Origin of the sequence: Pseudoxanthomonas japonensis (assembly GCF_043632995.1) — a bacterium.
GTDB lineage: Bacteria > Pseudomonadota > Gammaproteobacteria > Xanthomonadales > Xanthomonadaceae > Pseudoxanthomonas_A > Pseudoxanthomonas_A japonensis.
Map to the genome: position 1 here is coordinate 2,024,347 of NZ_CP171632.1, position 25,790 is coordinate 2,050,136.

Annotated in this window: 21 protein-coding genes; 14 read left to right on the plus strand and 7 right to left on the minus strand. The window is 62.3% G+C overall.

Annotated elements, in window-relative coordinates:
• Nucleotides 1–36 precede the first annotated feature (36 nt).
• The 3 genes from ACGHX3_RS09220 (at nucleotide 37) to ACGHX3_RS09230 (ending at nucleotide 3,040) form a co-directional block, all read left to right on the plus strand.
• Nucleotides 37–1,752: a diguanylate cyclase gene (locus ACGHX3_RS09220; RefSeq protein WP_394697190.1), complete on the plus strand. Its 1,716-nt coding sequence runs from the start codon at nucleotides 37–39 to the stop codon at nucleotides 1,750–1,752.
• A complete protein-coding gene (locus tag ACGHX3_RS09225; RefSeq protein ID WP_394697191.1) occupies nucleotides 1,724–2,179 on the plus strand; it encodes a hypothetical protein in 456 nt (151 codons plus the stop codon). The genes ACGHX3_RS09220 and ACGHX3_RS09225 overlap by 29 nt, the downstream gene beginning before the upstream one ends.
• Before the next feature lie 564 nt (nucleotides 2,180–2,743).
• Entirely contained in the window at nucleotides 2,744–3,040 is a 297-nt protein-coding gene (locus tag ACGHX3_RS09230; RefSeq protein WP_394697192.1) for a hypothetical protein, read from the plus strand.
• A 72-nt stretch (nucleotides 3,041–3,112) separates the two neighbouring features.
• Here ACGHX3_RS09230 and ACGHX3_RS09235 read toward each other — a convergent pair whose 3' ends face one another.
• From ACGHX3_RS09235 to ACGHX3_RS09250, 4 genes are all read right to left on the minus strand, one after another.
• Nucleotides 3,113–3,388 (minus strand): DUF3653 domain-containing protein, encoded by a 276-nt coding sequence (locus ACGHX3_RS09235; RefSeq protein ID WP_394697193.1) that lies wholly within the window; start codon nucleotides 3,386–3,388, stop codon nucleotides 3,113–3,115.
• 159 nt (nucleotides 3,389–3,547) lie between these two features.
• Nucleotides 3,548–6,565 carry a Tn3 family transposase gene (locus ACGHX3_RS09240; RefSeq protein ID WP_046933271.1) on the minus strand — a complete coding sequence of 1,006 codons (3,018 nt, stop codon included), beginning with the start codon at nucleotides 6,563–6,565 and terminating at the stop codon, nucleotides 3,548–3,550.
• A gap of 24 nt (nucleotides 6,566–6,589) precedes the next feature.
• Nucleotides 6,590–7,858, minus strand: a complete 1,269-nt coding sequence (locus tag ACGHX3_RS09245) for a site-specific integrase (protein ID WP_046932193.1) — start codon at nucleotides 7,856–7,858, stop codon at nucleotides 6,590–6,592.
• Entirely contained in the window at nucleotides 7,855–8,277 is a 423-nt protein-coding gene (locus tag ACGHX3_RS09250) for a helix-turn-helix domain-containing protein (protein ID WP_046932166.1), read from the minus strand. Before ACGHX3_RS09250 ends, ACGHX3_RS09245 begins: the two co-directional genes overlap by 4 nt.
• A gap of 99 nt (nucleotides 8,278–8,376) precedes the next feature.
• Between ACGHX3_RS09250 and ACGHX3_RS09255 the strand changes: the two genes are divergently transcribed.
• From ACGHX3_RS09255 to ACGHX3_RS09280, 6 genes are all read left to right on the plus strand, one after another.
• On the plus strand, nucleotides 8,377–9,561 hold the full coding sequence (locus ACGHX3_RS09255; RefSeq protein ID WP_127170488.1) for a DUF3703 domain-containing protein: 1,185 nt from the start codon (nucleotides 8,377–8,379) through the stop codon (nucleotides 9,559–9,561).
• Complete coding sequence (locus tag ACGHX3_RS09260) at nucleotides 9,558–10,175, plus strand: cation diffusion facilitator family transporter (protein WP_046932167.1); 618 nt, start codon at nucleotides 9,558–9,560, stop codon at nucleotides 10,173–10,175. The genes ACGHX3_RS09255 and ACGHX3_RS09260 overlap by 4 nt, the downstream gene beginning before the upstream one ends.
• 412 nt (nucleotides 10,176–10,587) lie before the next feature.
• Nucleotides 10,588–11,865 (plus strand): TolC family protein, encoded by a 1,278-nt coding sequence (locus tag ACGHX3_RS09265; protein ID WP_056878741.1) that lies wholly within the window; start codon nucleotides 10,588–10,590, stop codon nucleotides 11,863–11,865.
• Nucleotides 11,862–12,812 carry an efflux RND transporter periplasmic adaptor subunit gene (locus tag ACGHX3_RS09270; protein WP_080948168.1) on the plus strand — a complete coding sequence of 317 codons (951 nt, stop codon included), beginning with the start codon at nucleotides 11,862–11,864 and terminating at the stop codon, nucleotides 12,810–12,812. The genes ACGHX3_RS09265 and ACGHX3_RS09270 overlap by 4 nt, the downstream gene beginning before the upstream one ends.
• Before the next feature lie 8 nt (nucleotides 12,813–12,820).
• Complete coding sequence (locus tag ACGHX3_RS09275; RefSeq protein WP_046935219.1) at nucleotides 12,821–16,009, plus strand: efflux RND transporter permease subunit; 3,189 nt, start codon at nucleotides 12,821–12,823, stop codon at nucleotides 16,007–16,009.
• A 9-nt stretch (nucleotides 16,010–16,018) separates the two neighbouring features.
• Nucleotides 16,019–16,294, plus strand: a complete 276-nt coding sequence (locus ACGHX3_RS09280) for a hypothetical protein (protein WP_046935218.1) — start codon at nucleotides 16,019–16,021, stop codon at nucleotides 16,292–16,294.
• A 281-nt stretch (nucleotides 16,295–16,575) separates the two neighbouring features.
• Here the strand turns inward: ACGHX3_RS09280 and ACGHX3_RS09285 are convergent, their stop codons facing one another.
• A complete protein-coding gene (locus tag ACGHX3_RS09285; protein ID WP_046933399.1) occupies nucleotides 16,576–17,664 on the minus strand; it encodes a UvrD-helicase domain-containing protein in 1,089 nt (362 codons plus the stop codon).
• Entirely contained in the window at nucleotides 17,642–19,219 is a 1,578-nt protein-coding gene (locus ACGHX3_RS09290; RefSeq protein WP_046932181.1) for an ATP-dependent endonuclease, read from the minus strand. Before ACGHX3_RS09290 ends, ACGHX3_RS09285 begins: the two co-directional genes overlap by 23 nt.
• A gap of 261 nt (nucleotides 19,220–19,480) precedes the next feature.
• On the opposite strand from ACGHX3_RS09290, the gene ACGHX3_RS09295 reads away from it, so the two are divergent.
• Entirely contained in the window at nucleotides 19,481–20,533 is a 1,053-nt protein-coding gene (locus tag ACGHX3_RS09295) for a DNA-binding protein (protein ID WP_394697194.1), read from the plus strand.
• A gap of 20 nt (nucleotides 20,534–20,553) precedes the next feature.
• Here the strand turns inward: ACGHX3_RS09295 and ACGHX3_RS09300 are convergent, their stop codons facing one another.
• A complete protein-coding gene (locus tag ACGHX3_RS09300) occupies nucleotides 20,554–21,312 on the minus strand; it encodes a hypothetical protein (RefSeq protein ID WP_234932295.1) in 759 nt (252 codons plus the stop codon).
• A gap of 120 nt (nucleotides 21,313–21,432) precedes the next feature.
• Here ACGHX3_RS09300 and ACGHX3_RS09305 point away from each other — a divergent pair, with 120 nt between their 5' ends.
• From ACGHX3_RS09305 to ACGHX3_RS09320, 4 genes are all read left to right on the plus strand, one after another.
• Nucleotides 21,433–21,783 (plus strand): helix-turn-helix domain-containing protein, encoded by a 351-nt coding sequence (locus ACGHX3_RS09305; protein ID WP_005996633.1) that lies wholly within the window; start codon nucleotides 21,433–21,435, stop codon nucleotides 21,781–21,783.
• A 174-nt stretch (nucleotides 21,784–21,957) separates the two neighbouring features.
• Complete coding sequence (gene copL, locus ACGHX3_RS09310; protein ID WP_102254396.1) at nucleotides 21,958–22,377, plus strand: transcriptional regulator CopL; 420 nt, start codon at nucleotides 21,958–21,960, stop codon at nucleotides 22,375–22,377.
• 113 nt (nucleotides 22,378–22,490) lie between these two features.
• Nucleotides 22,491–24,359, plus strand: coding sequence for a copper resistance system multicopper oxidase (locus tag ACGHX3_RS09315; RefSeq protein ID WP_394697195.1), 1,869 nt, complete (start codon nucleotides 22,491–22,493; stop codon nucleotides 24,357–24,359).
• Nucleotides 24,356–25,780, plus strand: a complete 1,425-nt coding sequence (locus ACGHX3_RS09320; RefSeq protein ID WP_394697196.1) for a copper resistance protein B — start codon at nucleotides 24,356–24,358, stop codon at nucleotides 25,778–25,780. The genes ACGHX3_RS09315 and ACGHX3_RS09320 overlap by 4 nt, the downstream gene beginning before the upstream one ends.
• The last annotated feature ends 10 nt before the right edge of the window (nucleotides 25,781–25,790 follow it).

The window sequence follows — 25,790 nt, forward strand, 5'->3', positions numbered from 1 at the left end:
CCAGCGAGCGGGATCCCACCCCTGCAAGGCTTGACCATGGCGGACACTGTCCCCGACGCAGCGCCTCCTCCTTCTCTGCAACGCAAGTTCACCCGCGCCGTCATCCTGGCCGCGGTGCTGCCCGCCGTGGGCCTGGGGCTCGCGGACCAGGTGGCGGCGTACCGCAGCCAGACACAATATCTTCGCGATCGCGTCGAGGTGACGGCCGCGTTGAGCGGTGCCGCCGTCGACGAGTTCGTGCAGGCGAAGCTGTCCAGCGTGGCGCTGCTCGCGGACCTTGGAACCGTGGTGAAGGCGGACGGGTGGCGCGCGCGCCTGGGCGAACTGCGTGAACGCTATCCGCACTTCATCAGTGCGCTGGTCACCGACGGGAATGGCACCGTCCTGGCCATGTCGCCGGAACCACCGGCCAGCGCGCCGTCGTCAGGCGTCAGGGACAGGGAATACTTCCGCGTGCCGCAGCGCTCGCACCGGCCCTACGTGTCCGATGCCTTCGTGGGCCGTCGCCTCGGGAACGACGCGCTGGTCGCGGTCTCCGCACCCCTGATGACGGACGGCAGATTCATGGGTGTCGTGGAGGGATCGATTCCGGTCAGTGCCTTCGTCTCGACACGCACCTCGGCGATCCAGCGACGTGGCATGGAACTGCTCATCGTGGATCGCAGTCACCGGGTCATCCACGCGTCCGACGGTATTCCGTATGCGTTCCTCCAGGACGCCGGCGATCGCGTGGCATTCGAGGACCCCGTGGCTGGGCGGCGTTCGACGCCAGCCGTCTTCATGAGCGCTGTCATGCGCGACGGGCGGGGTGCCTGGATGTCGCAGGCAAGGCTGGAGTCCGGCTGGACACTCATCGTCTTTGCTCCCGAAACGGAACTCTGGAGTTTCCTTTACCGCAGGGCGTTGACGTCTTTCGGGATCATGACGCTGGTGTTGCTGGGCGTGTGGTTCGCCTACCGGTGGCAGATGCGGCGGTTCAACGCCGCACTGAAGAGGCTCGTCGAGTCGCTGGGAGGATTGGCGGCCGATGGCGGGAACACCATCTCGCGGATCGCGTCGCTGCCCGATGAATTCCAGCCGCTTGGCCGCGCCATCAGGGATCTTTCGCAGCGCCTGGAAAGCACCAACACCGACCTGCAGGCCTCGTTGCAGGAACAGCGGAACCTCGCGCTTTCCCTGCAGGACTCGTTGCAGCAGACCGAATCGGAAGTGGCCGCCAGGACGGCGGAGTTGCAGGCCGCGGTCGAGGCGCTGGATCGACTGAACCAGACGGATGCCCTGACAGGGTGCCTCAATCGCAGAGGCCTCCAGAAACGCCTGTCTTCGTGGAGCGATGATCGTGGAGAACTGTTCGAGCCCATCACGGCGATCGCATTCGATGTCGATCACTTCAAGGCCTACAACGACCGGTATGGTCACGCCGCGGGCGATACCGCGCTGCGCCGACTGGCGGGCGCCGTATCCGGATTGCTGGATGACTCCCCTGGCTGCCTGGCCCGATCGGGAGGCGAGGAATTTCTCCTGATAGTGCCGATGGCGACATGCCCTGACGCCACGTCCCTGGGCATCGCCGTCTGCGAAGCGGCAAGGCGACTGTCCATTCCGCACCAGGATTCGGCCACCGGCATGATGACCATCAGCGTGGGGGTGGCACAGGGCAGGGCAGGTGAGGACGTGGCCACCGTACTGATCGCGGCGGACGAGGCCCTGTACCGGGCAAAGCATGCTGGACGCAACCGGGTGGAGAGCTGACAAGCCGCCCGACACCGCCACGCCGGACAGGATTCAGCCCGACACGGTGCAGGTGTTCGATACGGCCGGCCAGTACGTCGGCGTCGAGGACGCCAGCGGCAAGGTGCAGCCAGCGCAAGAGAAGCCCGACCCGTTGGCCGACCTGACCGAGGAACAGCGGTTCATCGCCACCCTCAAGGATATGGGCCGCGTTCGTCTCGCGGCACGCGCCGAAGTCGGCGGCCGAATCCGTGGATGGGTCGAATGGGTCAACACCTCCGGCGAAACCGTCGAGCAGTTGGAAGTTTCGGCCATTGAGGCGCTAGGCTTCACCGCCACCTGGGCGGAATACGGCGTCAAGCTGACGGCCGGCAAACACGTCATCGTCGCTACACCGTGGCCGCGCGTGATGCCCGTGAGGACACCGACCAGCGTCTATACAACCTGAGCCCCAGCGGCGGCGCTGCCGGCCTTGCGAGCGCAGCGAGTGAGGGCGGCACCGCCGACCGCTCCGGCGTCACGATCGATTACGCGCAGGGCAAGCGCCCTGACGTGTTCCCGCGCAGTCCCGGATACGAGCCCGGCACGACGTACACCGGGCCCGTAAGCTCACTTTGAACGGGCCTCAATCTCACGTTGAATCCGGGGTAGGTTGGCTCTAGCCCATCGCTCCGCCATCTTCTTCCCGTGCGCCAGTGTCTTAGCCTTGCCGGCGGTGACCTTGTCATCTAGTCCGCGCTGCCGGTTCACGTGCACCAGCCATGGCCATTGGTCGTCGTTGCGTCGGCTTACCAGCGCCAAGTAGCTGGTGCCCAGCATCAGCCAGTACTGGTCGTAACGGTCTAGGAATTGCCATGAGATTTCTGGTTGCACAGTTGGCTATTGACCGCGTCCTGACTTAGTAGTATTACTGCTAATGCCGGTGTGACGGGGAAACTTTAGGCGTCGGGGAACAGCCGGTACTGGCTTTCTCATCCCTACATCTGGAGATACATCAATGAGTTACACTGTAATGTGCACCTTCGACTTAAAGAACGCCACCCAGCAGGACTACAACAACGCTTACTCCGACTTGGCTCAGATCGGCATGAGGAAGGTTGTTGTAGGTGTCGACGGGAACGGGGCCGGCACTCAAAGGGTCATTCCGACAACCACAGTGATCGCTGACAACATTGCCGGCACTAGTTCTGACCAGGTCGCGACAGTTTTCCGCAACGCGATCGGCGCTAAATTCAGAGCTCGCAGGCTGAAGTCTGAGATCTTCGTTGTTGCAGGTGCTCAGGGTTTCTGGGCGGCAGATCGTACGTAATGAAAAGGGCCCTTCGGGGCCCTTTTTTGTAGGCGCGAGCCTACGGTGAAAGCGACTGGAAGGAGCGGGCTCTTACCCGGCGCGGCTGCCGAACTGACGAGCCTGCCAGTCGGCGAGTTCTACAACAACGACCTTGACGCATCCCTGCGAAACCTTCGCCTTTGCGTTGCGAGCCCGGGCATTGTCCCGGCGGGCTTCGGCGTCCATCCGCCACATGATCCCGCGCATGCGCTCGGGGCTGATTCGTTGGCCGTCCGGCGAGACCAGGTATCGGCCGCGCTGTTTCCAGCCCATCCAGTCGGCGCGGAGTTCGGTGTGACCGTGCACAACGCGGTCGTAGTGGGCCACCGCGCACGGGTTCTGCTTGAGGGTCGGCAGGGATTCGTGAGAAATACAGCCGAATCCGCTTTAAGTTTTTGATGTTGCGTGCTTTTCTTCTTCATACGCCGCTGAGGCCACGAAGTGGCCTATTAGCACTTCGCGTCGAAACTGAATAGACAGAGTCCGCTACCCTCTCGGCTCGGCGATCTGCGTCCAGTGGGGCTCCAAAACGATCTCGGTGAATTGGAGAGGCGCGACCTTACGTTCCAGGTCGAGCGTGTAGTCTCCGAACCGATTGATGTGGCTGGTCCGATACGGCGACAAGCCGCCCAGAACCTCGGGATTCAACTCCATCCCCTCCTCCTGCAGGCTGGCCAACGTGCGTGTCATCTGGTCTACGTTGTGCAGGATGATCATATTGGCCACGAGCTGGTTGTACTTCACGACCTTTCGCTGCTCATGAAGCACGTTCTCGGCAATGATCCCTTCTCCGCCGAAGAAAACCCATTTGACGAAGCCATTGAACTCTTCGCTTTTGTTGGTGGCCGCCTGGATAGTCCGACGCATGTCCACGTCATCGATGTAGCGCAGCAAGAACAGCGTGCGAATGACCTTCCCAAGCTCCCGGAAGGCGAAGTACAACTTGTTCTTCCGGCTGTAGGTTCCCAGCCGGCGAAGGATCGTCGAAGCGGTGATCTTGCCCAACTTGATCGACACCGTGACCCGCAGCATGTCGTGCAGATGCGTTTCGATCAGGCCCCAGTCGATGCTGTCGCCGAACAGCGCCTGGATGTTCTTGTACGGGCGACCCGCCTCCGCGCGGAAGAAGGTCAGATCCTTGATGTTGCGAATACGTGGCATCAACTGAATGCCCAACAGGTAGGACAAACCAAAGACCGGATAACTCTGGGCCTGGGTATCCCCATGCACGATTTCAGGCTGGATATCAGACGTGTTGGCCAGCAATCCGTCCAGAATGTAGATCGCTTCGTGCACACCGCACGGAATGAAGTGACTGAACAGCGCCACGTACTTGTCAGAGACGTGGTAGTAGCCGATGCCGCCATAACCACCGTAGCGGATGTGGTACTCCGAGAGCAGGTTCTGCTCGTACATGCTCCACTTGGTGCCATCGGCCGACGCACTCTTGCCCGAGCCCCAGTAGCCAGGCAGATCGAACTTGTTGAACGTATTGATCACCTGCACGATCGCCTTGTCCAACGTGTCTTCAGTGACGTACTTGAGGTTAAGCCAGGAAATCTGGCGCCGACTGAAGCCCTTGATTGAGCGCGCAGTCTGGGTCGGGCCCAGGTTGCACCCGTAGCAGAACAGCGTAGTGATCACCCGGCGCATGAGATCGTCCACGCGCGCATTGGTGCCCGCAATCGGCCGGAAATGACGGTGCAGCTTGAGCCATTGAGCCGCATCGATCAGCACGTCTACGATACTCATCGCCGGCAGCCTCTCGGTGATAAGAGCATCGACCGTGGCAATGGCGCTGGAGATCTCAGGCCGTTGCAGCTTCCGGAGCACCAGGCGCCCATCCACCACATCGGCGTGGACGTTCTCCGGAAAACGTGCATCCACCGTGTCGGCCAGTGAGCTCAGCTCTTGCTGCAAATGGCGCACGAACTCGCTGGCCTCGGTGGCCAGACCAGATACCTCACCGTAGGCCTCCAGTTCCTGGGCGAATGTGGCCTCATCCACCAGTTGCTCTCGGTAATCGTCGTAGCGCTCCCCGTGGGGAATGAACAGATCACCGGATTTGAGTTCGTCTTTGATCTGGGCCAGCACAGCTAGCTCAAAGTACTTGCGATGCACCCAGCCCGGCCCCAGCGAGTCCGCTTTGCGGCCGAAGACGTGCCTGCGCCAGTTGACTGACAACCAGCCCAGATCCTTTTCAACATCCAGACCGATCGAGCTGGCCTCAATCATGTCCCGCCGCTGACCGCGGAGCGACAGCAGAGCAGCGATCATGCGTTCCATGCCCGCGTCCTGGCTGGTGGAGCGCAGTTGCATGATCTCCAGGCAGTTGAACAGCAACGGGCGGACAACGCTGTAAGGCTGGATCAGGAATGGCAGGTAGTTGCGGCCTGCGTACGCCATATGTTCATCGCATTCGGCCAGCAGTGTGGAAATGTCCGCCACCAGACTCAGTCCGATGGCATCCACACGCTGTGTGTCCGTTCCGTCGATCTGATAAGCCTGCAGGATCTCCTTGAGCTGCGCGATAAGCGTATCAGCACGCTTGCCGTGCTCTACTTGGTAGGCCAACAGTCTTTGCTGGGCCGTGTTCTCCAGGTTCTGCATCAGCCGGATGTACAGGTCGGCCGCATCGTCCAATGTCTTGGCGTACTGGGACCGAATGAAGATCGTCGCCAAGGCATAGCGCTTGGCCGGCTTGAGTTCGGCCAGTTCGCTGGCATCGAGCGCACGCGCCATGGCGCGGAACTGCTTCAGCTTCGGAACCGGAATATCCACGGCCGGCAACTGCTGGGCCAGATGTTGCAGGCGTTGGATATGTTGCAGATAAAAGCGCACTTCCTTATTGGTGGGCCGTTTGGGCTCGCGCTTTAGCGCATTCCAGCCGGTATATGTGGCATTGGCCGGTGCGGCCAACAGTTCCTTGATCAAGCTCTTGGCTGGCGCGGTCAAGGCCTCATTGATGCTGCGGTAATACTGCTCATGCACCTGCTCGCGGGCCTGAACCGCAATCTTCTCCAGCGTACTGAAGCCCGGCAGCTCAAAGCGATGGTGAACCAGCTCCTCCAGCAGCACGTTGATGATGTCGGCGATGACATGCTTGGTTTGAGCGGCGGCCTGGGCCACCGTTGCCAGCCATTCCCTCCCGCTGACATCCAGCGGACGAACGCGCAGGAACTTTCGCAGGCGCGCCATATGGGCGCGTTTAGCGCCGGAGACGTCGTAGCGATTCAAGTCTCGGATGGATAGCGCCCGGCGCAGCCCGGCTGCCTGGGCAATATGTTGCCGAATCCGTTCTGGGACATCGGCTAGGATCACGAAGTAGCCCAGCCGCTGGAACATCTTCAGGTGAATGAGCACAGCCAACTGAGTGGTTGGCTGGGTCGCCATGCTACGTGCGAGGCGCACTTCGCCGCCGCTGGGCGTGTAAATCTCGTCCAGTTCCTTGGCCGTGGGATCAGGTTTCAGGCGCGGATACGCGGTCTCGTGCAGCGTCGCCATGCAGTGCCCTGGTCAGGGTTGAGGTCAATCCCAGTGACGCCCGTCCTCGGCGCGCACGGAGGCTTCCAGAAAGCAGTGGTGGTTATCGGCAACGCGATGCATCTCATCCAGCAGCATGGCCATCCTCTCGTCCATGTCCGCGGCGTCGACCACCGGCATCGTGAGTCGGTACTCGCTTCCCTCGGCATCAAGCCGATGGGCTTGAAACGGGGATAGGCACATCGCCTCAATGCGTGCCCGAGCGCGGCCAGCGCCCCTGCCTCGGGGCGTAAACGGGCTCACTAGCAGGCGCAGCGTCAGGCTCACGGTCGCGGCCGGCGCTGGCAGCGCCGCCGAGGCGAGCGCGGGGGGCGGCGCGGCCTGGAGGCCGGCTTCAACGCGTTGGCGGGCGAACGGATCGCGGCCCTGGATGTAACGCATGGCCGAGTGCACGTCTCGCCATCCGACGTACTCCATCAGGGCTTTCACGTCCCAGCCGTTGTCATTGGCCCAGCCCGCAAAGCCCCGGCGAAGGGAATGGCTGCTGTAGCCTCCCACGGCCTCCAGACCTGCGGACTGAAACAGGTCGCGCAGCAAGGGGATCAGGCTGTTCGGATGCAACCCTTGGCTGCCGACGTTGCCCCATTGATCGACACGCCGGAACAGCGGGCCTTGAGTTAGCGCGGCTGCCTGCACCCAGGCCTGCGTGGCACTGACCGCGCACAAGCGCGACAGAGCGGGCACCTTGTACGTATTGCCTGCCGACTGTCTGTCGCCCTTGCTGCGCGGCAGGAAGCAGATCATTCCCTGCTCGGGTACCAGTTCCAAGTACTCAATCTGCAGCCGGATCAACTCATCGCCGCGGAATCCTCGCCAAAAGCCCAGTAACACCAGCGCCTTGTCGCGCATGGCACGCAAGGCATACGCGTGGTCGGCGCGCTCCTGGGCCGCCAGCGTGGCTTGGTCCAGCCACCCGACTACTTGGGTCAGCTGGGCCAGCTGCAACGGCGTGGCCTGCTTTTCGATTCGGGGGTGTAGCGTCTGAATGCCCTTGAGGACCTTGCGTACCAGCGGCGTACGCGTGGGATCGACGAACCCGTGCTCGGCGTGCCAATGCGCCAGTGCTGCCAGTCGTTGCTTCAGCGTGTTGATTGCTGCCTTGGGGGCCTGCTCGGCCAGATAGCGGGCCACGCTATCGGGCGTCGCCGGCAGATGGCCACCCCATTCGACCTCGAAGTGGCGCAGCGCCGAGGCATAGCTGCGCTGCGTGTTCTGACGCGTGGCCGCTTCGAGGTAGCGGTCCACATCGCTCACGCCTGGCAGCACTCCGCCGACGCGCAACCGGCCGGTTGTCGCAGCGTAGAGAGGATCGTGCACTCGGCACGTTGTCCGCCATGGCAACTGGCGATCACCCGCTCCAGTTCCCGGGCCATCCTGCGCAGATCCTCCATCCGGGCCTGGATATCAGCCAAATGACTGCGTGCCAGCCGATCTACGTCCATGCAGGACATCTGGTCGTCCCCGGACAACTGCAGCAGGCTGCGGATCTCTTCCAGACTGAAACCCAGATCCCGGCCGCGGGTAATGAAGCGCAAACGCTCGATATCGGCAGGCTCGTAAACGCGATACCCGCTGCCGGTGCGACCAGGTTGGGGTAACAGGCCGATCCGCTCGTAATAGCGGATGGTTTCCAGATGGCACCCACTGGCCTCGGCGGCCTGACTGATCTTCATGTGGCGACTTGACTCTGTAGTAGCTACGGACTTTACCTTGCCCCCTGTCCAGCCGCCAGCCTCCCGCCCGCGCGCCTCTACCCGTGTCCGGAGCTCTCCATGTTGCGCTCACGCCTGATCCGGTATGCCGCGTATCCCGCCCTGATGGGCGCGGTTCTGGCCGGCACGGCCGCAGTATTGGCCGATGGCCTGCCGGCTTGGCCAACCTTGGCGATCCTGGCGACCGCGGGCATTGCCATGGTGGCGCTGCTGGAGTGGCTGCAGCCCTACGAGCCGTCTTGGCGCCATAGCCAAGGCGACCTCAAAGCCGACTTGATGCATGGCGCCGTCAACTTTGGCCTGCTGGCCGGCACCGCCTATGGATTGCATGCCTTTCGCGGCCTGCTGCCCGCCGGCAGCCTATGGCCGACCCAGTGGCCCCTGATCGGGCAGATGCTGCTGGCGGGGCTGGTGATCGACTTGGGCCTGTATGCCATGCACCGCTTCAGTCATCGGGTGCGATGGGCATGGAAACTGCACGCTATCCACCACAGCGCTGAGCGCTTGTATTGGCTCAATGGAGAACGTCGTCACCCGTTGAGTGCACTGCTGATGGCCGGCCCGGGCTTGGGGTTGACTGTCGCCTTGGGTGCGCCGCCGCTGGTGATCAGTGCGTGGCTGACACTGATGAGTGTTCAACTGGCTTTCCAACACGCCAACTTGGACTACCGCGTTGGCCCGCTACGTCGCTGGCTAGGCGTGGCCGAAGTACATCGGTGGCATCACAAGCGTGACTATGAAGATGCCCAGGTCAACTTCGGCGAGTTCTTCATGATCTGGGATCGTCTGTGCGGCACCTTCCTTGATCGCCCTGAAACGCTGCGCGCCGGCGAGGTCGGGTTGCGCGAGGAAACGATGCCTGCCAGCTATTGGGCGCAGATGTGCTGGCCGTTTAACGAGGCTCCAGATCAACGGGATACGGCCTTTGCGCAATATCTTTGGCAAGGCGATCAAGCGCTACAACAAGGCGATCTCACGACGGCCTACAAACGGTACGAATTGGCCCACGTGCTCTCGCAGCACCGCACGCGCTTGCACGTGCGTAGTCATTGGGCGTTCGCAAGATGGGCGTGGCAAGCCCACGACATGCGCGAAATGGCTGGACAACTGCTGCGCCTGATGGCCGCTGCGACCCTGACATGGGTGTGGATGCCTAAAGGCAATACCGGTGGCGCTCGGGTAAACGCCTTGCGCACGATGCCGATTCCTTCAGAACTGCGTAATTACATGGAGAACACCCGATGAGTGACTGTGGCTGCCATCACGAGGCCAAGAACGCCCAGGAGCGACGTGTACTGTGGATTGCCTTGGTCCTCAACGCGGCCATGGCCGTCATTGGTGGCATCGCCGGCTGGATTGCCCATTCCACAGGTCTGCTGGCTGACGCGCTGGATATGCTGTCTGATGCCACCGCGTACGCCATTGGATTGGTGGCCATCGGACGCACGGCCCGCTTCAAGGCCAATGCCGCTTGGCTCAGTGGCAGCATTCTGCTGGTGCTGGGTATTGGCGTGCTGGTGGAGGTCGGACGACGGGTACTACAGGGCGCCGAACCACTCAGCGGATGGATGATCGGCACCGCGCTGCTATCGCTTGTAGTCAACGTCATCGTGTTGCGCATGCTCTCGCCGCTGAAGTCCGGGGAGGTCCATCTGCGAGCAACGTGGCTGTTTACCCGAGCCGACGTGGTGGCCAACATCGGCGTCATTCTTGCGGGCGTACTGGTGTGGTGGCTGGCCAATCCCTATCCCGACTATGTGATTGGCACCCTTATCGGTTTGTACGTGATCAAGGAAGCCATCGAGATCCTGCGTGACGCACGTCGGGCCAGCACGCAAGTGGGCAAGCCGACCGCGTGAAGATGCGTGTGCGAGCTCTGCCCGCGTTCCGCTGGCTGCTGGCGCTGAGCCTGGCACTGGGTGCCATATGGCACCCGGTGCTTACGGCGGTGGGCGAAATGCACGAGGCAGCCCATACGTGGTCCGGCGCTCACGCAGTGCTGATGACGTCCCACGCGGCCGCTGATGAGAGCGCCTTGGGCAAATCGCTCCATCAGTTGCATCAACTCGCGCATTGCTGCGCGCACGCAGTCGCCGCTCCGGCGATGACTTGGGCGCCACCTCCTGCTCCGCAGCAGCAGGCCGTAGAGCCACACGCGGTGGAGACGGTGCCCACAGGGCCATTGGTCGATCCGTTCCGACCGCCTATTGCGGGCCAAGCGCTGGCGTAGGCCAGTCCTTAACCCTTGGTCTGAACTTCTGGAGTGTTGCTATGCAAGTGCGACGTGCGGCGCTGGCCGCTTGGTTGCTGCTGGGTGCAGGGATACCTGCCTGGGCGGTCGACCCCATGACATTGGACGACGCATTCGACCGCGTTGCCCAAGCCCATCCAGACCTGCGCCTGGTGCAGGCACGTACCGCGGTACTGGCGGCCGAGCACGAGGGCGCCAATCAGCGCCCGCCTTGGACATTGGGTGCCGAGGTGGAGAATGCCCTGGGTACCGGAGATGCGAGAGGCTTGGACAGCGCCGAGTTCACCGTGAGTCTGAGCTCGGTGCTGGAGCGAGGCGGGAAACTGGATGCGCGCAGGGCCCTGGCGCAGAGCCGCATCGATGCGCTGGCTGTTCAGCGGGAAGCTCGTCGGCTGGATCTGTTGGCTGAAACGGCGCGGCGCTATCTGGCATTGGTTGCAGCGGACAAGGCCGCCAAGATTGCCCAAGTCGATATCCAACAGCGCCAGCGTACCGTGGCCGCTGCTCGTCAACGTGTGCAGGCCGGCGCCTCACCCGAGTCGGTGCTGTTGACTGCACAGGCTGCCTTGGCAAGAGCCGAGCTGGCCCAAGCAAGGGCCTCCCAGCAAGCCAGCGCTGCACGCCAGCATCTGGCCGCCCTCTGGGGGGAGCGTGAACCCGTGTCGGCGCCGGTCGCTGGCAACCCGCTCGCACTACCGGCGATCGGTTCTCTGGAAACCCTTTCCTCAGAACTGCAGCGTTCTCCCGAGCTGGCCCAGTTTGTCGACGAGCGGCGCATTGCCGAAGCACGTTTGAATCTGGCTCGCACAGCAGGCACGTCGGATCTGGCTTGGCAAGTCGGCGTGCGTCGGATGCAGGACACAAGCGACACCGCGCTCGTGGGGGGCATCTCGCTGCCTTTGGGTGCTCGAAGCCGGGCGCAACCAGAGATTCGTGCCGCTGAGGCGGAGTTGGAAGTGCTTTCGATCGAACGTGAGGCGCAGGGAATGGCGTTGTATTCCACCCTGGTCGAAGCCCACGGCCGTTACACCGTCGCCCGTGACGAAGTGGCCCGTCTTCAAGACGATGTGCTGCCCAAGCTGACCAAGGCTGAGCAAGCGGCCGAGCGTGCATATCGCGCTGGGGCCATCAGCTATCTGGAATGGGCGCAGCTGCAGTCCGAAAGGACCGCAGCTCTGCAGCAACAACTGGACGTCGCGCTCGATGCGCAACGTGCCCTCATCGAAATCCAACGGCTCACCGGCCAGGCCATGGTTGCCTCTGCCGCTGCCGCCACCTCCGGAGAGTTGACCCCATGAGCCGTTTCCCCTGGATCGCGCTGGCCCTGACATTGGCCCTGACGGCTTGTAGTGGCCCGGCACCCAATGCCCGTGGCGAGGCCGAAGAAGGCCATGAGGCCGAAGAACAAGGCGAGCACGAAGAACTGCCCCAACAGACCACGATCGAGGCCCAAACGGCACAGTCCGCCGGCATCCGCGCCGCCCGCGTGGGTCCTGGCCAGATCGCCGATGAGCAGGAAGTCCAAGGGCTGCTTACGCCGGTCGAAGGTCGCATCGCCCTGGTGACTGCACGTTTCCCCGGTCCTGTGCGTGCCGTTCGCGTAGGCGTGGGCGACCAGGTCAAGGCAGGACAGGTGCTCGCGACGGTGGAGAGCAACTTGAGCCTGACGACCTATTCCGTTACCGCCCCCATAAGCGGCGTGGTGATGGCGCGGACCGCCTCGGTCGGCACGTCTGCCGCCGAAGGCGCGCCCTTGTTCGAGATCGCAGATCTGTCCACCTTGTGGGTAGATCTGCATATCTTCGGACGGGACGCCGGGCACATCGAAGCTGGTGTGCCGGTGACCGTGAGCCGATTGAGTGATAGCGTTTCCGAGCAGACGACCTTGGAACGCGTGCTGCCCGGCACCGCCACGGCCAGCCAAAGCACGATCGCACGCGCGAGCTTGCGCAATGCCGATGGACGCTGGCGGCCAGGTTCCGCCGTTAAAGCACGCATTACCGTTGATCGCGCAGAAGCGGATCTGGTAGTCCCCGTGACCGCGCTGCAGACCGCCGAAGATCGGGACGTGGTGTACGTGCAACAGGGCGAGGTCTATCACACGCGCCCGGTGAAGCTAGGCCGACGCGACGCCGAACGGGTGGAAGTCTTAGAAGGCCTGAAGGCCGGTGAGCAGGTGGTGGTGGCCCAGAGCTTCCTGGTCAAGGCCGACATCGAGAAGTCCACCGTCGAAGAAGAAGAGTGAGGCCCGCCATGCTCGAACGCCTCATCCATTTTTCCATTCGCCATCGCTGGCTGATGCTGGTACTGACCGCAGCGCTTATTGCGCTCGGCGTGTGGAGCTATCGTCAGCTGTCCATTGACGCCACGCCCGACATCACCAACGTCCAGGTCCAGATCAACACCCAGGCGCCAGGTTACTCGCCGCTGGAAGCCGAGCAACGGGTGACATTCCCCATTGAAACGGCGATGGCCGGCTTGCCCCAGTTGGACTACAGCCGCTCGTTGTCTCGCTATGGGTTATCGCAGGTGACGGTCGTCTTCAAGGATGGGACGGACCTGTACTTCGCGCGCCAGCAGGTCGCCGAGCGCCTGCAGCAAATCACGTCTCAGCTTCCTGAGGGGCTAGATCCTGAGATGGGGCCGATCTCTACCGGTCTAGGTGAGATCTTCATGTACACGGTGGAAGCCGAGCCCGATGCCCGCAAGCCCGATGGCTCCCCGTACACGGCCACGGACCTGCGGACGCTGCAGGATTGGGTGATCCGCCCGCAACTGCGCACCACGCCTGGGGTGACCGAGGTCAACACCATCGGTGGCTTTGAACGGCAGATCCACATCACTCCCGATCCAGCGCAACTGGTAGCCCTGGGATTCACGCTCCAAGACGTTGTTGGCGCGGTGATGCGCAACAACCAGAACGTGGGAGCCGGCTACATCGAGCGCAACGGGCAGCAGTTCCTGGTGCGCGTACCGGGCCAGCTACGGGATGTGGACGCGGTCGGCAGCATCGTGCTGGATCGTCGTGATGGCGTCCCGATCCGCGTGCGCGATGTCGCCACCGTTGGCGAAGGCAAGGAGCTGCGCACCGGCGCGGCCACGCAGAACGGGCATGAGGTGGTCGTCGGTACGGCCTTTATGCTGTTTGGCGCCAACAGTCGCGACGTTTCTCGGGCCGCTGTGGCCAAGCTGGAGGCTGCCAACGCCAGTCTGCCCGAAGGTGTGCACGCCAAGGCGGTGTATGACCGCACGGCGTTGGTAGATCGCACCATAGGGACCGTTGCCAAGAACCTGATCGAAGGCGCGCTTCTGGTGGTGGTGGTGTTGTTCCTGTTACTGGGCAATGTCCGGGCGTCGTTGATCACCGCAGCTGTGATCCCGCTGGCCATGCTGTTCACCATCATCGGCATGGTGCGAGGCAACGTATCGGGCAATCTGATGAGCCTGGGCGCGTTGGACTTCGGGCTTATCGTGGATGGTGCGGTCATCATCATCGAGAACTGCCTGCGTCGTTTCGGCGAGGCGCAGAATGCGCTGGGCAGGCAACTCAACGATCAAGAGCGATATGACCTGACGGCTTCGGCAACGGCGGAAGTCATTCGACCGAGCCTGTTCGGCCTGGGCATTATCGCGGCCGTCTATCTGCCGATCTTTGCCCTCTCCGGCGTCGAGGGGAAGATGTTCCACCCCATGGCCATTACCGTCGTCCTGGCGCTGACCGGCGCGATGATGCTGTCGCTGACGTTCGTGCCAGCGGCCATTGCAACCTTCCTGCGTGGACGCGTGGCCGAGCACGATAACCGACTGATGCGCTGGTCACGAGCTCGCTACACGCCGCTGCTGGATTGGGCGCTACGCCGTCGATTGGCCGTACTGGGCGGCGCCACGGTACTGGTGGTCGCGTGCGGCATCCTGGCCACGCGGCTGGGATCGGAGTTCGTGCCCAGCCTGGATGAGGGCGACATCACGCTGCAGCCGATGCGGATTCCAGGCACGAGTCTGGAGCAATCGGTGGCGATGCAGGAAACATTGGAGAAGCGATTGGCGCAGTTTCCCGAGGTGGCCAACATTTTCTCCAAGATCGGTACCGCCGAGGTAGCCACCGATCCGATGCCCCCCTCGATGGCCGACACGTTCCTCATGCTCAAGCCGCGGGATCAGTGGCCAGATCCCCGCAAGCCCAAGGCAGAGTTGATCGAAGAACTGGAGCAAGCCGCCAAGAAAATCCCCGGTAGCAACTATGAGTTCACCCAGCCCATCCAGATGCGCACGAACGAACTGATCTCCGGCGTCCGCTCGGACGTGGCGATCAAGGTCTATGGCGATGATCTGGATCAGCTCGCACGACTTGCTGGCCGCATCGAGCGGGCAATGCGTGAAGTGCCTGGTGCTGAGGACGTGAAGTCTGAGCAAGTGAGCGGACTGCCGTTGCTCACGGTAACCCCAGACCCGGTAGCGCTGGCACGGTATGGATTGAATCCAGGAGATGTGCAGGAGACGGTGGCCACCGCTATCGGTGGTCAGGTAGCGGGCCAGTTCATTGAAGGCGATCGTCGCTTCGCTCTCGTGGTCCGGCTACCCGAAACATTGCGCTCAGATCCGGCGGTGCTGGCAGACCTGCCGATTCCGTTGCCCGAGGACAATAGTCCCGATGAGTCCAGCCGTGAGGCGACATGGCGTGGCGGTAGCCCTCGGACCGTGCCGTTACGTGAGGTCGCTACCATCCAAGTCGAGCGTGGACCGAACCAGGTGAACCGCGAGAACGGCAAGCGACGCGTGGTCATCACGGCCAATGTGCGCGAACGCGATCTGGGAAGTTTCGTGGGAGATTTGCGCACCAAAATCGGCGAGGAAGTGAAGATGCCGGAAGGCTACTGGGTGGCCTATGGAGGCACGTTCGAGCAATTGATCTCCGCCAGCCAGCGCCTTTCCGTAGTCGTTCCGGTCACCTTGGCTCTCATATTTGCTCTGCTGTTCATGGCCTTTGGGTCGGCAAAGGACGCTGCGATCGTGTTCAGCGGGGTACCGCTGGCGCTGACCGGCGGCGTCATCGCGCTGGCGCTGCGCGGAATTCCGTTGTCCATCTCCGCCGGCGTGGGCTTCATCGCCCTATCGGGCGTGGCGGTGTTGAACGGCTTGGTCATGATTGCCTTCATCCGACGCCTGCGCGAACAAGGCGATCCGCTGGATGAGGCCGTGCGCGATGGTGCGCTCGGCAGGCTGCGTCCGGTGCTGATGACCGCGCTGGTGGCTTCTTTGGGCTTCTTGCCGATGGCTCTCAATGTCGGTGCGGGTTCGGAAGTCCAGCGGCCCCTGGCGACCGTGGTGATCGGTGGCATCTTGTCCTCGACCGCCTTGACCCTGTTTGTATTGCCCGTGCTGTACCGGTGGTTACACCGAGAGCGCGACCGGCCCGTTCTCCCGACCACGGCGCTCGCATGAGGCAGCATCATGCCCAAGCCTGACCTGGAAATTGTGCGTGCGGCGATGTTCGCCGATCCCGGGGTGAAGGCGGTCGACGATCTGCGGTGGATGCCTGCCGCATCCGGGCTGGGCATTCAGGCCACGGTGACAGTGGCCTCATCGGCGGTGGACCTGGCCACAGTGCAGGCCGTCGTGGGCCAGATTCTCGCCACTCAGTTCGGCGTAACAGAACTACACCTGACATTCAACGATCCCGGGCCGGCACCGGCGCAACCGACCCGTGGGCCTATCGAAAAGAGGTAAAGCGGAGGGCGGCATTGCCGCCCTCCGAACCCTCAACCAATCCAACCGAAGGCAAACACCGTTCCCAAGGTCGTGCTGAGCGCTGCTACGCCCCACAACCCAAACGCTGATCCGTCGCAATCGCGTGCAGGTGGCGGCCAGCCTGGGGTCGGCTGGGCACGGAGGAGCGCGTGCTCGCCATAGCAGTGCGCCAGAGAGCGCCAGCAGGCCAAAGGCCAGGCCGAACACCAACGCCTTGTGCAGCCCACCGGGCGCGCCGGCAGCGTGGGAGCAGCACCCGACTAGTCTCGGGACTCATAGACTTGGTGCCCTGGCCAGGCGCAGGCGCCTGCCAGGACAAAGGCCACGCTTTGCCGGGCCCGCGTGAACGCCACGTAGTACTTCGCCGGTGAGGTGATACGGGAGGCGTCAGCGGTGCGCAGGAACTGGGCCAGGGGGCCATTGGGATAGATCAGCACGCGGGAGTATGTCCGTCCCTTGGCTTGTCCAAAGTTGACCGCAGGATAGCCATCGCAGGCTTCCCGCCGGTCGTAACGCAGGACGGTGGGCGCGAACTGCAGTACATATTTTTGCACCAGAGTGGGTGCCACCACATAAATGCCCTCATGCCCGGTCAGCTCGCTATTTCCTGACTCGGTGCGCGGCATCTGCGGATACAGCGCATCGGCCAGATCACACAGCGACTGCGCACAGCGGTGGCTGATCACCCGATGCTGGATCTGACACAAGTTCCGCGCCTGCCAGGCTTGGAAAAGCCCCATCATGGCCACACCACGGTATTGCTGGTGACGCGGAGAATGGTTGGTGGCGTAGGTCGCCTGGCGGGTATCACCCACCAGCGTGATCTCGATGCCGCTGGAGAGCAGGCGCTCGACCAGGTCCAGGTCGTAGCCGGCCAAGTCCTGGACCTCATCGATGTAGAGCTCGTCGTACATGGCCGCCAAACGCTCGATGACACGGCCTTGGGTAAGCTCATCGCAGCGCACGGCAAAGTCAGCGGCGCGATCGGAATATATTCGATCGCCGGCCAGATAGTGACGAGCCACCTGACTACGGGGAGCACGATTGTTGGTCCTGCCCTCAACGAAGAGGATGGACTCCACGCGGGGCTGGGCACACAGCGCCGCCTGATAGGGCCGAATGCACTCGCGCAGCAGAAAGCTGTACCAACTGTAGAGCGACACGTGCGCCGGCACGGCGCCAGCCTGCCGTTCAAACGCGCGCCTGATCTCTTCCAGGTTCTCAAGCGTGTAGGTCAGGATGGCGATCCGGCGTTGCGGGCGCGCCAGGGACTGGCGCACCAACATCGTCGTCTTGCCCGAACCGGCCGCCGAGAGCAGTACCTGATTAGGCGATGGCACGCTGGACATAGTCCGGAAACACGATCGAGTGGGGACTATTGAAGATGGCCAACGCTGTATCGGTCTTGTTGCCCTTCATGAACTTCAACAGCGCCGCCTCATCGGCGAACGTTTTATCCAACACCAGATTCAATTGCGCCAGCGTATTTGCCTTGATCAATTGTTGCTCCAGCGAGGGTGCGTCCTCATCGGAGTCATAGTAGATGTAGTTCAGGAAATCAGCGTAGCGTTCCTGCAGCAGGGCTACGTCGCCGTCGTTGTCGGTAACGACAGCGGTTGGGATATCCAGGCGTTGGGCGATCTGCAGAAATCGCTTGAAGGCCAGGGAGTTGACCGAGATCACGTCCACGCCACGGGCCAACGGCGACACGCCGTGGTGATCCTTGAAGGCTCGCTGGACGATCAACTCGTCCGAGGGGCCCTCGACAAGGATCGCCTGCTTGGCCAGGATCAACCGCAGGGTGTCATGACCCGGCAGCTTCATGAAGTAGTCGTGCGTATCGGTCGGCAGTTGGTCCAGTTTTATGTGTCCGCGTGCACTGAAGAGGATCACGTTGTCCACGCCGAGCTTGTTCAACACGAAGCTGCTATGCGTTGCAATGATGACTTGCTGGGCGGTGGACAGAGCTGCGATCTTGTCGATCAGTTGGGTCATACTGGAGAAGGACAGATGATTCTCGGGCTCTTCTACCAGCAGCACGTGCGCAGCACCGGCCGCGCGCATGGCCAGTTTCATTTTGACCGCACTCTGTTCGCCTTTGCCGGCGTGGGTGAAAGGAAGATCGTCCAGGTAGGGAGACAGACTGGCCTCCCACGTCGACCGCGCCGAGGTGTCCACACCCACGGTCAGCGTCTTATTGCTGACATCGCCCGCATTTTCGGCCAGGAACGTGTTGATGGCCGCCACGTCCGTTTCCTGGGAAAAGCTCTGCCGCATGCGGCGATAACTCAGCGACAAGGCCACGCGCTGAGCCGGAGAAAGCACCTGGTCGATGATGCTGCCGATGTAGCGATCCGTGCCTGAAAAGGTCTTGGCACTGGTGGTATCGATTATCGTGGAGTCGAATGGGATGCTGCGGGCGGTGACGCCATTGTTGGCGAAGGAATACCAGCGGACGGTGTAGTACTCCACCGGCAAGCTGCCCCCCTGGTGCTCGCGCAAATAGGCATCGAACTCGGGGCGATAGTCTTCGTTGAGTTCGATCAGCAGCCGAATGCCGGCCATGTCAGCGCCGAGGGAGTTGTTGGTACCCCGCAATGAAGCCAGGGTGGCATCCCGTCCGAGGTAAGCCTCGATCACGATCCGCGGAGGCGAACCAGGCTGTCCATCCCGCAGACGTGCCAGATACTCGTCGACAGCCGGTTGGTGGAACAGGTAGGGGGTGATTTCGTAGGCGATGCCTCGTCCGTGCAATTGGCCGGTCACGACAGCATGAATAGCTTCCAATAGCGTGGACTTGCCGACCTCGTTGTTGCCCACGATCAGGTTCATGTGGGGGTTGAGCGGCAAATCCAGGTGGCCAAACGCCTTGAAGTTCTCGATGACGACTCGTTCGATCGGCATGGTTCATCCCTGTACGACTGCAGCGCGAGCACGGCGCCCGGAGCCATCCGGACACGCCGGCATGGCGTTCATACTAAACCGGGCCAGTGGGGCGGATTTCGTACGGGTGAGACACCCCGGAGGCGGCTGGCGGCCGATCACGCGGGATAATTCAACATTATCCCGTATGACTATTTGCACCGACGAACGGCGATCTACCTACTTTAAACGTATGTAATTACATGGTATGTAATACGTTACGAAATAAAGCGGGGTGGCACGATGGCGCGCGCAGGACTCTATAAGAGTGACGTCCAGAAGGCGCGCGACGCGCTGCTGGCCCAAGGCAAGAAGCCGTCAGTCGACGCGGTGCGAGTGGCCTTGGGCAACACGGGCTCCAAGACCACGATCCACCGCTATTTGCGTGAACTGGAAGAAGAGGAGGGCGGCGGTCCGGCACGCGCGGTGGCCGTGAGTGAAGCCTTGCAGGACTTGGTCGCGCGCCTGGCTACGCGACTTCAAGAGGAAGCGGAGGCGATCCTCACCAGGGAGCGAGAGCGCCATGGGGCCGACCTTCAGCGTCAGCAACAAGCGCTTTCCACCGCCCAGCAGGAAGCCGCTGCTCTGGGCAGCCAACTGCAGCGCACTGAGACCAGCTTGCAGCAAGAGCAAGCCGCTCACGCCCTGCTTCAGCACAATCTGGGTGAGAAGGTCGCGGAAATCGCCCAGTTGAACGAGCGCATCGCCGGCATGACGGTGCGGCTGGCTGATCACGAGGCGCATGCGCGTTCTCTGGAGGACAAGCATGCTCATGCCCGGGAAGCACTGGAGCACTACCGCACTTCCACCAAAGAGCAGCGCGAGCAAGAGCTGCGCCGCCACGAGCATCAGGTCCAAGAGCTGCAAGTAGCCTTACGTCAGGCCAATGAAGCCTTAGGCGCGAAGAATCAGGAGCTGTTGGTGCTGAACCGCGACAATGGTCAATGGCTGGAGCGCCACGGGCGGATTGAGCGTGAGCTTGCCCAGTTGCGACAGGCCCACGAAGGCCAACACAGCGAGGTCGTGGCGTTGCGCCAGACCGCGACGGATCATTTGGCACTGCAGGAGCGTTGGAAGACTGACGCCAAGGCCTTGGATGCCCTGCGCAGCGAGCTAGCTCAAGTCCAAGACACGCTTACGCGGGAGCGCGAGCGCCGCGAGAGCGCTGAAGCCGATGCCTTGCGTGCCAACGCACGTCTGGAAGCGCTAGAGCCCCTACTGAATCAACTGACGCCGGCACAAAATGTGGGGAAGAAAACCCGGCGCGGCAGTACGCAAGGTGGGGGAGCCGACTAACGAGGGTGCTCGTTTGCCTATTAGCGGCTGGGGTGGCGCTCACCTGTCCAGTACGCCCATTCCATAGGGACGACCCACTCTACAAACAGTTTGGCTACTGAGGACTCCGGTGCCAAGTGATAGGGCTTGAACATGCCTTGCTCGGGCGAACTGGTCATCAGGTAGCGCAGGCGCTTCTGGACCTCCTGAAAGATGGCTTCCCGCACTTGGGCGCTGTCGTGCACGCCAAGACGCATCGCCACCGAGGCACCTTGGCGTACCGCAGCCCAGCAACAGTAACGCCACCGCGCGATCGGCAAGCCCGGCGGCCCGGATTGAAAGACGAACCCCACATCGCGTGCCCAGCCTGGGTCGAAGTGATGTTTGAGCAATTGCTGCTCCAGAAACTGCTCGGTCTCCCAGAGTGCAAGTTCATCCCACAACTCCAGTTTCGCGTCCGCCAAGTCCACATCGTGTGCCATATCGCCGAGTTGGTCTTCCAGCACCGGGAGCAGGTGCCTGCGCTCGTGGGTAGACCAGGCGAAAGCCCATTGCAGATCTTCGATGGGCGTGACCTCAGCATCGGGTCGGATCTGCCATCGATCCGCTGGCCAGGGAACTTGGATCAAGGCCAAGTCTCGCAGCGCGTCCAGCACCAGCAAGGTAGAGCGGCGTGTGGGCGCCACCGGTATGCGTCGTAGCTGCGCGGCCAACAGTGCGGCCAGGAAAAGGGTGCCACGAAGGCCCAACTCCTCGATGCTGGCGACCCCAGATGGCGTCATTGACGAGGTTCCGGGCATGCGGTTTCCGGGGATGAGGGAGCGGCGTGGCTCCCGGCGGTGACGGCGCTACCGGTGTCGCCGGTTGCCTCAAAGCTAAGAATATCTTAGTATGCAAGGCAGGGTACATCCGCCATCCTTATGGGGTCTCCATGGGGTGCGCGCGTGACTTTGTCCGTCGACTCAACACCGACCTTCGCTCGACGCCTCAAACAAGCCCGCCTGCACACGGGTTTGTCGCAGAAGGAGTTGGGCATCCGGGCCGGTCTGGATCCTCACGTGGCCAGCCCCCGAATCAACCAGTACGAGCGTGGCAAGCACGAGCCCAAGCTGGAGACTGCTGAGCGGTTGGCCCAAGCGTTGGGGATCCCCGCGGCCTTCCTTTACACCGACGATGATCTGCTGGCCAAGCTGCTCCTGCGCTGGGGCTCGCTAAGCAAGCAGCAGAAGCGCGAGTTGGTGAAGCTGATCGAGGCCACACCCGAGAAGTAAACCGAACAAGCGCTCACCACAAGGGCAACTCTTCGCCTCAACCCGCCCTTTGGGCGCTCCTGGAGGGAGTCGCAGTGGCCGTGGCTAGTGCGACTGAGAAGTCGCGGCATCTCAGGTCTGCTTGAGATTTTGTTCACGACCGATACACACGCGCCTTGTCTAAAGTGATTTACCATGTCGCCCGTGTCAGCCTCCTCACTTCTACTGCGACTGTTCCTGATCGCCATGCTCGTGCTTAACGGCGCGTGGTCGGCGTTTGCCTCGGTCAGTATGAACCCGGTCATGGAAGAGCAGGCCAGCGAAGTGGCTGCCGCGGTGCAAGTCGACGAAGACTGCGTCGCCCATCACAGTGCTGAGCATCATCCCGATGCCACATCGATTGAAAAGGCTGGCACGGGGCATGGCGACCATGCCGGTCCCGACTGTTGCAAGTCTTCTGCGTGCCGGTGCGCCTGCGTACACGCCTGCGCGAGCGCACTTCCTGCGCGCCTGCATGTTTCGGTGCAACTGGCCTTGGGCCTGGATGTCATGCCGCTGCCCCTCGGGCATGCGGCACCTGCCTTGCCTCATCTGATCCGACCACCGATCGGCTAAGCGTCCCTAGGCGCCGCAATGGCGCCGTTGGTGTGGCTTGCATGCCTGTTTAGGCCAGCCGCCCGCTCTGTACCACCGCCCGCCGGTGGCAACACGACGCTTGGAGCATTTTCATGTCGCATGATGATTTTCGTGGTCCACACGGTGGACCGCTGCTGCCTTCGCGGCGGCGATTTGTCCAGGGCTTGGCCTTGGGAGGCGCAGTCGCAGGATTAGGTTTCTGGCCCAAAGCCAGTTGGGCGCTCAAGGGCCCAGGACAACCCAACGTACTGTCGGGCACCGAGTTTGACCTGACCATCGGCGAGACGCCGATGAACTTCACCGGCAAGACCCGCACCGCGATCACCGTCAACGGGTCCGTTCCGGCGCCGTTGCTGCGGTGGCGGGAAGGCACCACGGTCAACCTCCGTGTCTCCAATGCATTGCCGGCCAACTCCCTCCATGGCACGGACACTTCCATCCATTGGCACGGCATCATTCTGCCGGCCAACATGGACGGCGTGCCGGGCCTGAGCTTTGACGGTATCGGACGTGGTGAGACCTACCACTACCGGTTCACCCTGCATCAGGGCGGCACCTACTGGTACCACAGCCACTCAGGGTTTCAGGAACAAGCCGGGCTCTATGGCCCGATCGTCATCGACCCGTTGGAGCCGGAGCCCTTCAGCTTCGATCGCGACTACGTCGTGATGCTGAGCGATTGGACAGACCTGGACCCGACGGCCCTGTTCGATCGTTTGAAGAAGATGCCGGGCCATGACAATTACTACAAGCGCACGGTCGGCGATTTTGCGCGCGATGTGAAGCGCAACGGCCTGTCGGCCACGTTGGAAGATCGCAAGATGTGGGGCGTGATGCGGATGACGCCCACGGACCTGTCCGACGTCAACGCCAACACCTACACCTACCTGATGAACGGCACGACCTCGCTGGGCAACTGGACCGGTTTGTTCCGCAGTGGCGAGAAGGTGCGCCTGCGTTTCATCAATGGCTCTGCCATGACGTACTTCGATGTGCGTATTCCGGGGCTGAAGATGACGGTGGTGGCGGCAGATGGCTTGTATGTCCATCCGGTTTCCGTCGACGAGTTCCGCATCGCGGTAGCAGAAACCTTCGATGTGATCGTGGAGCCCTCCGGGCAGGACGCATTCACCATCTTTGCCCAAGACTCCGGTCGCACCGGCTACGTCAGCGGCACGCTCGCCGTGCGCGAAGGATTACGCGCGCCCGTTCCGTCTGTGGATCCCCGGCCGCTGCTGACGATGGCAGACATGGGCATGGATCATGGATCGATGGATATGTCTGGCGGCAGCAAGGGCATGGAAGGCGGCTGTGGTGCGGCCATGGGCATGCCTGGCATGACCCCACCTGCCAGCGGTAACGCGACCTCGGCCCATGCAGGCCATGCGATGCCCGCCGCCGGCGATGGTGCCATGGCAGGCATGCAGCACGGGGGCATGCAATCACACCCTGCCAGCGAGACCAACAATCCCCTGTTGGACAACCAAGCCATGAGCGTAAGTTCGCGCTTGGATGATCCGGGCAACGGCCTGCGCGATAACGGCCGTCATGTACTGACGTATTCCATGCTCAAGAGCACCTTTGAAGACCCTGACGGACGCGACCCCGGTCGCGAGATCGAGCTGCATCTGACCGGACACATGGAGAAATTCTCCTGGGGCTTCAACGGTCAGAAGTTTTCCGATGTCGAGCCGCTGCGGCTGAACTACGGCGAGCGTATGCGCATCGTATTGGTTAACGACACGATGATGACCCATCCCATCCATTTGCACGGCATGTGGAGTGACGTGGAGGACGACAACGGCAACTTCATGGTGCGCAAGCACACGGTGGATATGCCGCCGGGTAGCCGACGCACGTATCGCGTGCGTGCCGATGCGTTGGGCAGCTGGGCGTTCCATTGCCACCTGCTTTATCACATGGAAGCCGGAATGATGCGCACGGTGAGGGTCGACGAATGAACATCAATAGACGCGATACCACCCTGACTGCGCTGACGCTGGCTATCTCGCTGGCCCTGGCCAATGCGGCCAGCGCCCAATCTATGCAGCACGGCTCCATGCCGATGGAGCAGGGCGCGCAGACCCAGACTCAGGATCACTCTGCACATCAGGCGCCGACATCAAAACCTGCGCCAGTCCAAAAACCTGCAACACCGACCAAGAAGAGCGAAGCGACGATCGATCATGCGGCGATGGGCCACGCCGCGCCGCCGGCTAAAGCAGCCGAGCCTGCCATGCAGGGCATGGACCATTCGCAGATGGGGCACGGCTCGCCCGCGAGCACACCTGCGGCGCCCACAGCACAGGCGCAGTCGATGCAGGGCATGGATCACAGTCAGATGGCACAGCCCGCTGCAGCCGACACCTCTGGTACGGCCACGCCTGCGATGCAGGGGATGGACCATTCCAAAATGGGGCACGGCGCGCCTCCGAGCACGCCCGCCACGCCCAAAGCGCAGACACAGTCGATGCAGGGCATGGATCACAGTCAGATGGCACAGCCCGCGGCGGCCGACACCTCCGGCACGGCCACGCCTGCGATGCAGGGGATGGACCATTCGCAGATGGACCATGATTCGCCCGCGCCCGTTACACCAGAAGCGGGAATGCAATCAATGGAGGGCATGGACCACAGTCAGATGGGACACGGGCCTGCAGCGCCAACGCAGCCGCGCACCCCGATTCCCGCGGTGACGGACGCGGATCGCAAGGCGGCCATCGCGCCGGAACACGCGCATCCGGTGCATGACAACTCGATCAAAAGCTATGTGCTGCTCAATCGCCTGGAAACCTGGGATGCCGATCCGGGCACCGGGCTGGGCTGGGAGGGCCAGGGCTGGATCGGTACGGACCTCAATCGCGTCTGGCTCCGCAGTGAAGGCGAACGCACGGATGGTCAGACCGAGTCGGCTGATCTGGAAGTGCTCTACGGCCGCAGTATCTCCACGTGGTGGGATGTGGTGGCCGGTGTGCGTCATGACTTCAAGCCTGGGGCATCGCAGAACTTCGCCGCTATCGGTGTACAGGGCTTGGCGCCGATGAAGTTCGAAGTGTCCGCCACAGCCTATCTCGGCGAAGGGGGCCAGACGGCCGCCAATGTCGAGGCCGAGTACGAATTGCTGCTAACCAACCGGCTGATCTTGCAGCCGCTGGTGGAAGTCACCGCCTATGGCAAGAACGATCCATTGCGCGGGATAGGTTCGGGTCTGAGTACCGCTGAGGCGGGGCTACGACTTCGTTATGAGTTCACCCGAAAGTTCGCTCCCTACATCGGCGTGGTGTACGAGCGCGCGTTTGGCAATACCGCAGACATGCGACGCGAGCATGGCGAGTCCTTTGAAGACACGCGCTTGGTCATCGGCCTTCGTACCTGGTTCTAAGGGGAACTGA

Coding starts and splice junctions, on each gene's coding strand:
- ACGHX3_RS09220 (WP_394697190.1), top strand. CDS start 37: ATGGCGGACACTGTCCCCGACGCAGCGCCTCCTCCTTCTCTGCAACGC.
- ACGHX3_RS09225 (WP_394697191.1), top strand. CDS start 1,724: ATGCTGGACGCAACCGGGTGGAGAGCTGACAAGCCGCCCGACACCGCC.
- ACGHX3_RS09230 (WP_394697192.1), top strand. CDS start 2,744: ATGTGCACCTTCGACTTAAAGAACGCCACCCAGCAGGACTACAACAAC.
- ACGHX3_RS09240 (WP_046933271.1), bottom strand. CDS start 6,565: ATGGCGACGCTGCACGAGACCGCGTATCCGCGCCTGAAACCTGATCCC.
- ACGHX3_RS09250 (WP_046932166.1), bottom strand. CDS start 8,277: ATGAAGATCAGTCAGGCCGCCGAGGCCAGTGGGTGCCATCTGGAAACC.
- ACGHX3_RS09255 (WP_127170488.1), top strand. CDS start 8,377: ATGTTGCGCTCACGCCTGATCCGGTATGCCGCGTATCCCGCCCTGATG.
- ACGHX3_RS09260 (WP_046932167.1), top strand. CDS start 9,558: ATGAGTGACTGTGGCTGCCATCACGAGGCCAAGAACGCCCAGGAGCGA.
- ACGHX3_RS09265 (WP_056878741.1), top strand. CDS start 10,588: ATGCAAGTGCGACGTGCGGCGCTGGCCGCTTGGTTGCTGCTGGGTGCA.
- ACGHX3_RS09270 (WP_080948168.1), top strand. CDS start 11,862: ATGAGCCGTTTCCCCTGGATCGCGCTGGCCCTGACATTGGCCCTGACG.
- ACGHX3_RS09275 (WP_046935219.1), top strand. CDS start 12,821: ATGCTCGAACGCCTCATCCATTTTTCCATTCGCCATCGCTGGCTGATG.
- ACGHX3_RS09280 (WP_046935218.1), top strand. CDS start 16,019: ATGCCCAAGCCTGACCTGGAAATTGTGCGTGCGGCGATGTTCGCCGAT.
- ACGHX3_RS09285 (WP_046933399.1), bottom strand. CDS start 17,664: ATGTCCAGCGTGCCATCGCCTAATCAGGTACTGCTCTCGGCGGCCGGT.
- ACGHX3_RS09290 (WP_046932181.1), bottom strand. CDS start 19,219: ATGCCGATCGAACGAGTCGTCATCGAGAACTTCAAGGCGTTTGGCCAC.
- ACGHX3_RS09295 (WP_394697194.1), top strand. CDS start 19,481: ATGGCGCGCGCAGGACTCTATAAGAGTGACGTCCAGAAGGCGCGCGAC.
- ACGHX3_RS09300 (WP_234932295.1), bottom strand. CDS start 21,312: ATGCCCGGAACCTCGTCAATGACGCCATCTGGGGTCGCCAGCATCGAG.
- ACGHX3_RS09305 (WP_005996633.1), top strand. CDS start 21,433: ATGGGGTCTCCATGGGGTGCGCGCGTGACTTTGTCCGTCGACTCAACA.
- copL (WP_102254396.1), top strand. CDS start 21,958: ATGTCGCCCGTGTCAGCCTCCTCACTTCTACTGCGACTGTTCCTGATC.
- ACGHX3_RS09315 (WP_394697195.1), top strand. CDS start 22,491: ATGTCGCATGATGATTTTCGTGGTCCACACGGTGGACCGCTGCTGCCT.
- ACGHX3_RS09320 (WP_394697196.1), top strand. CDS start 24,356: ATGAACATCAATAGACGCGATACCACCCTGACTGCGCTGACGCTGGCT.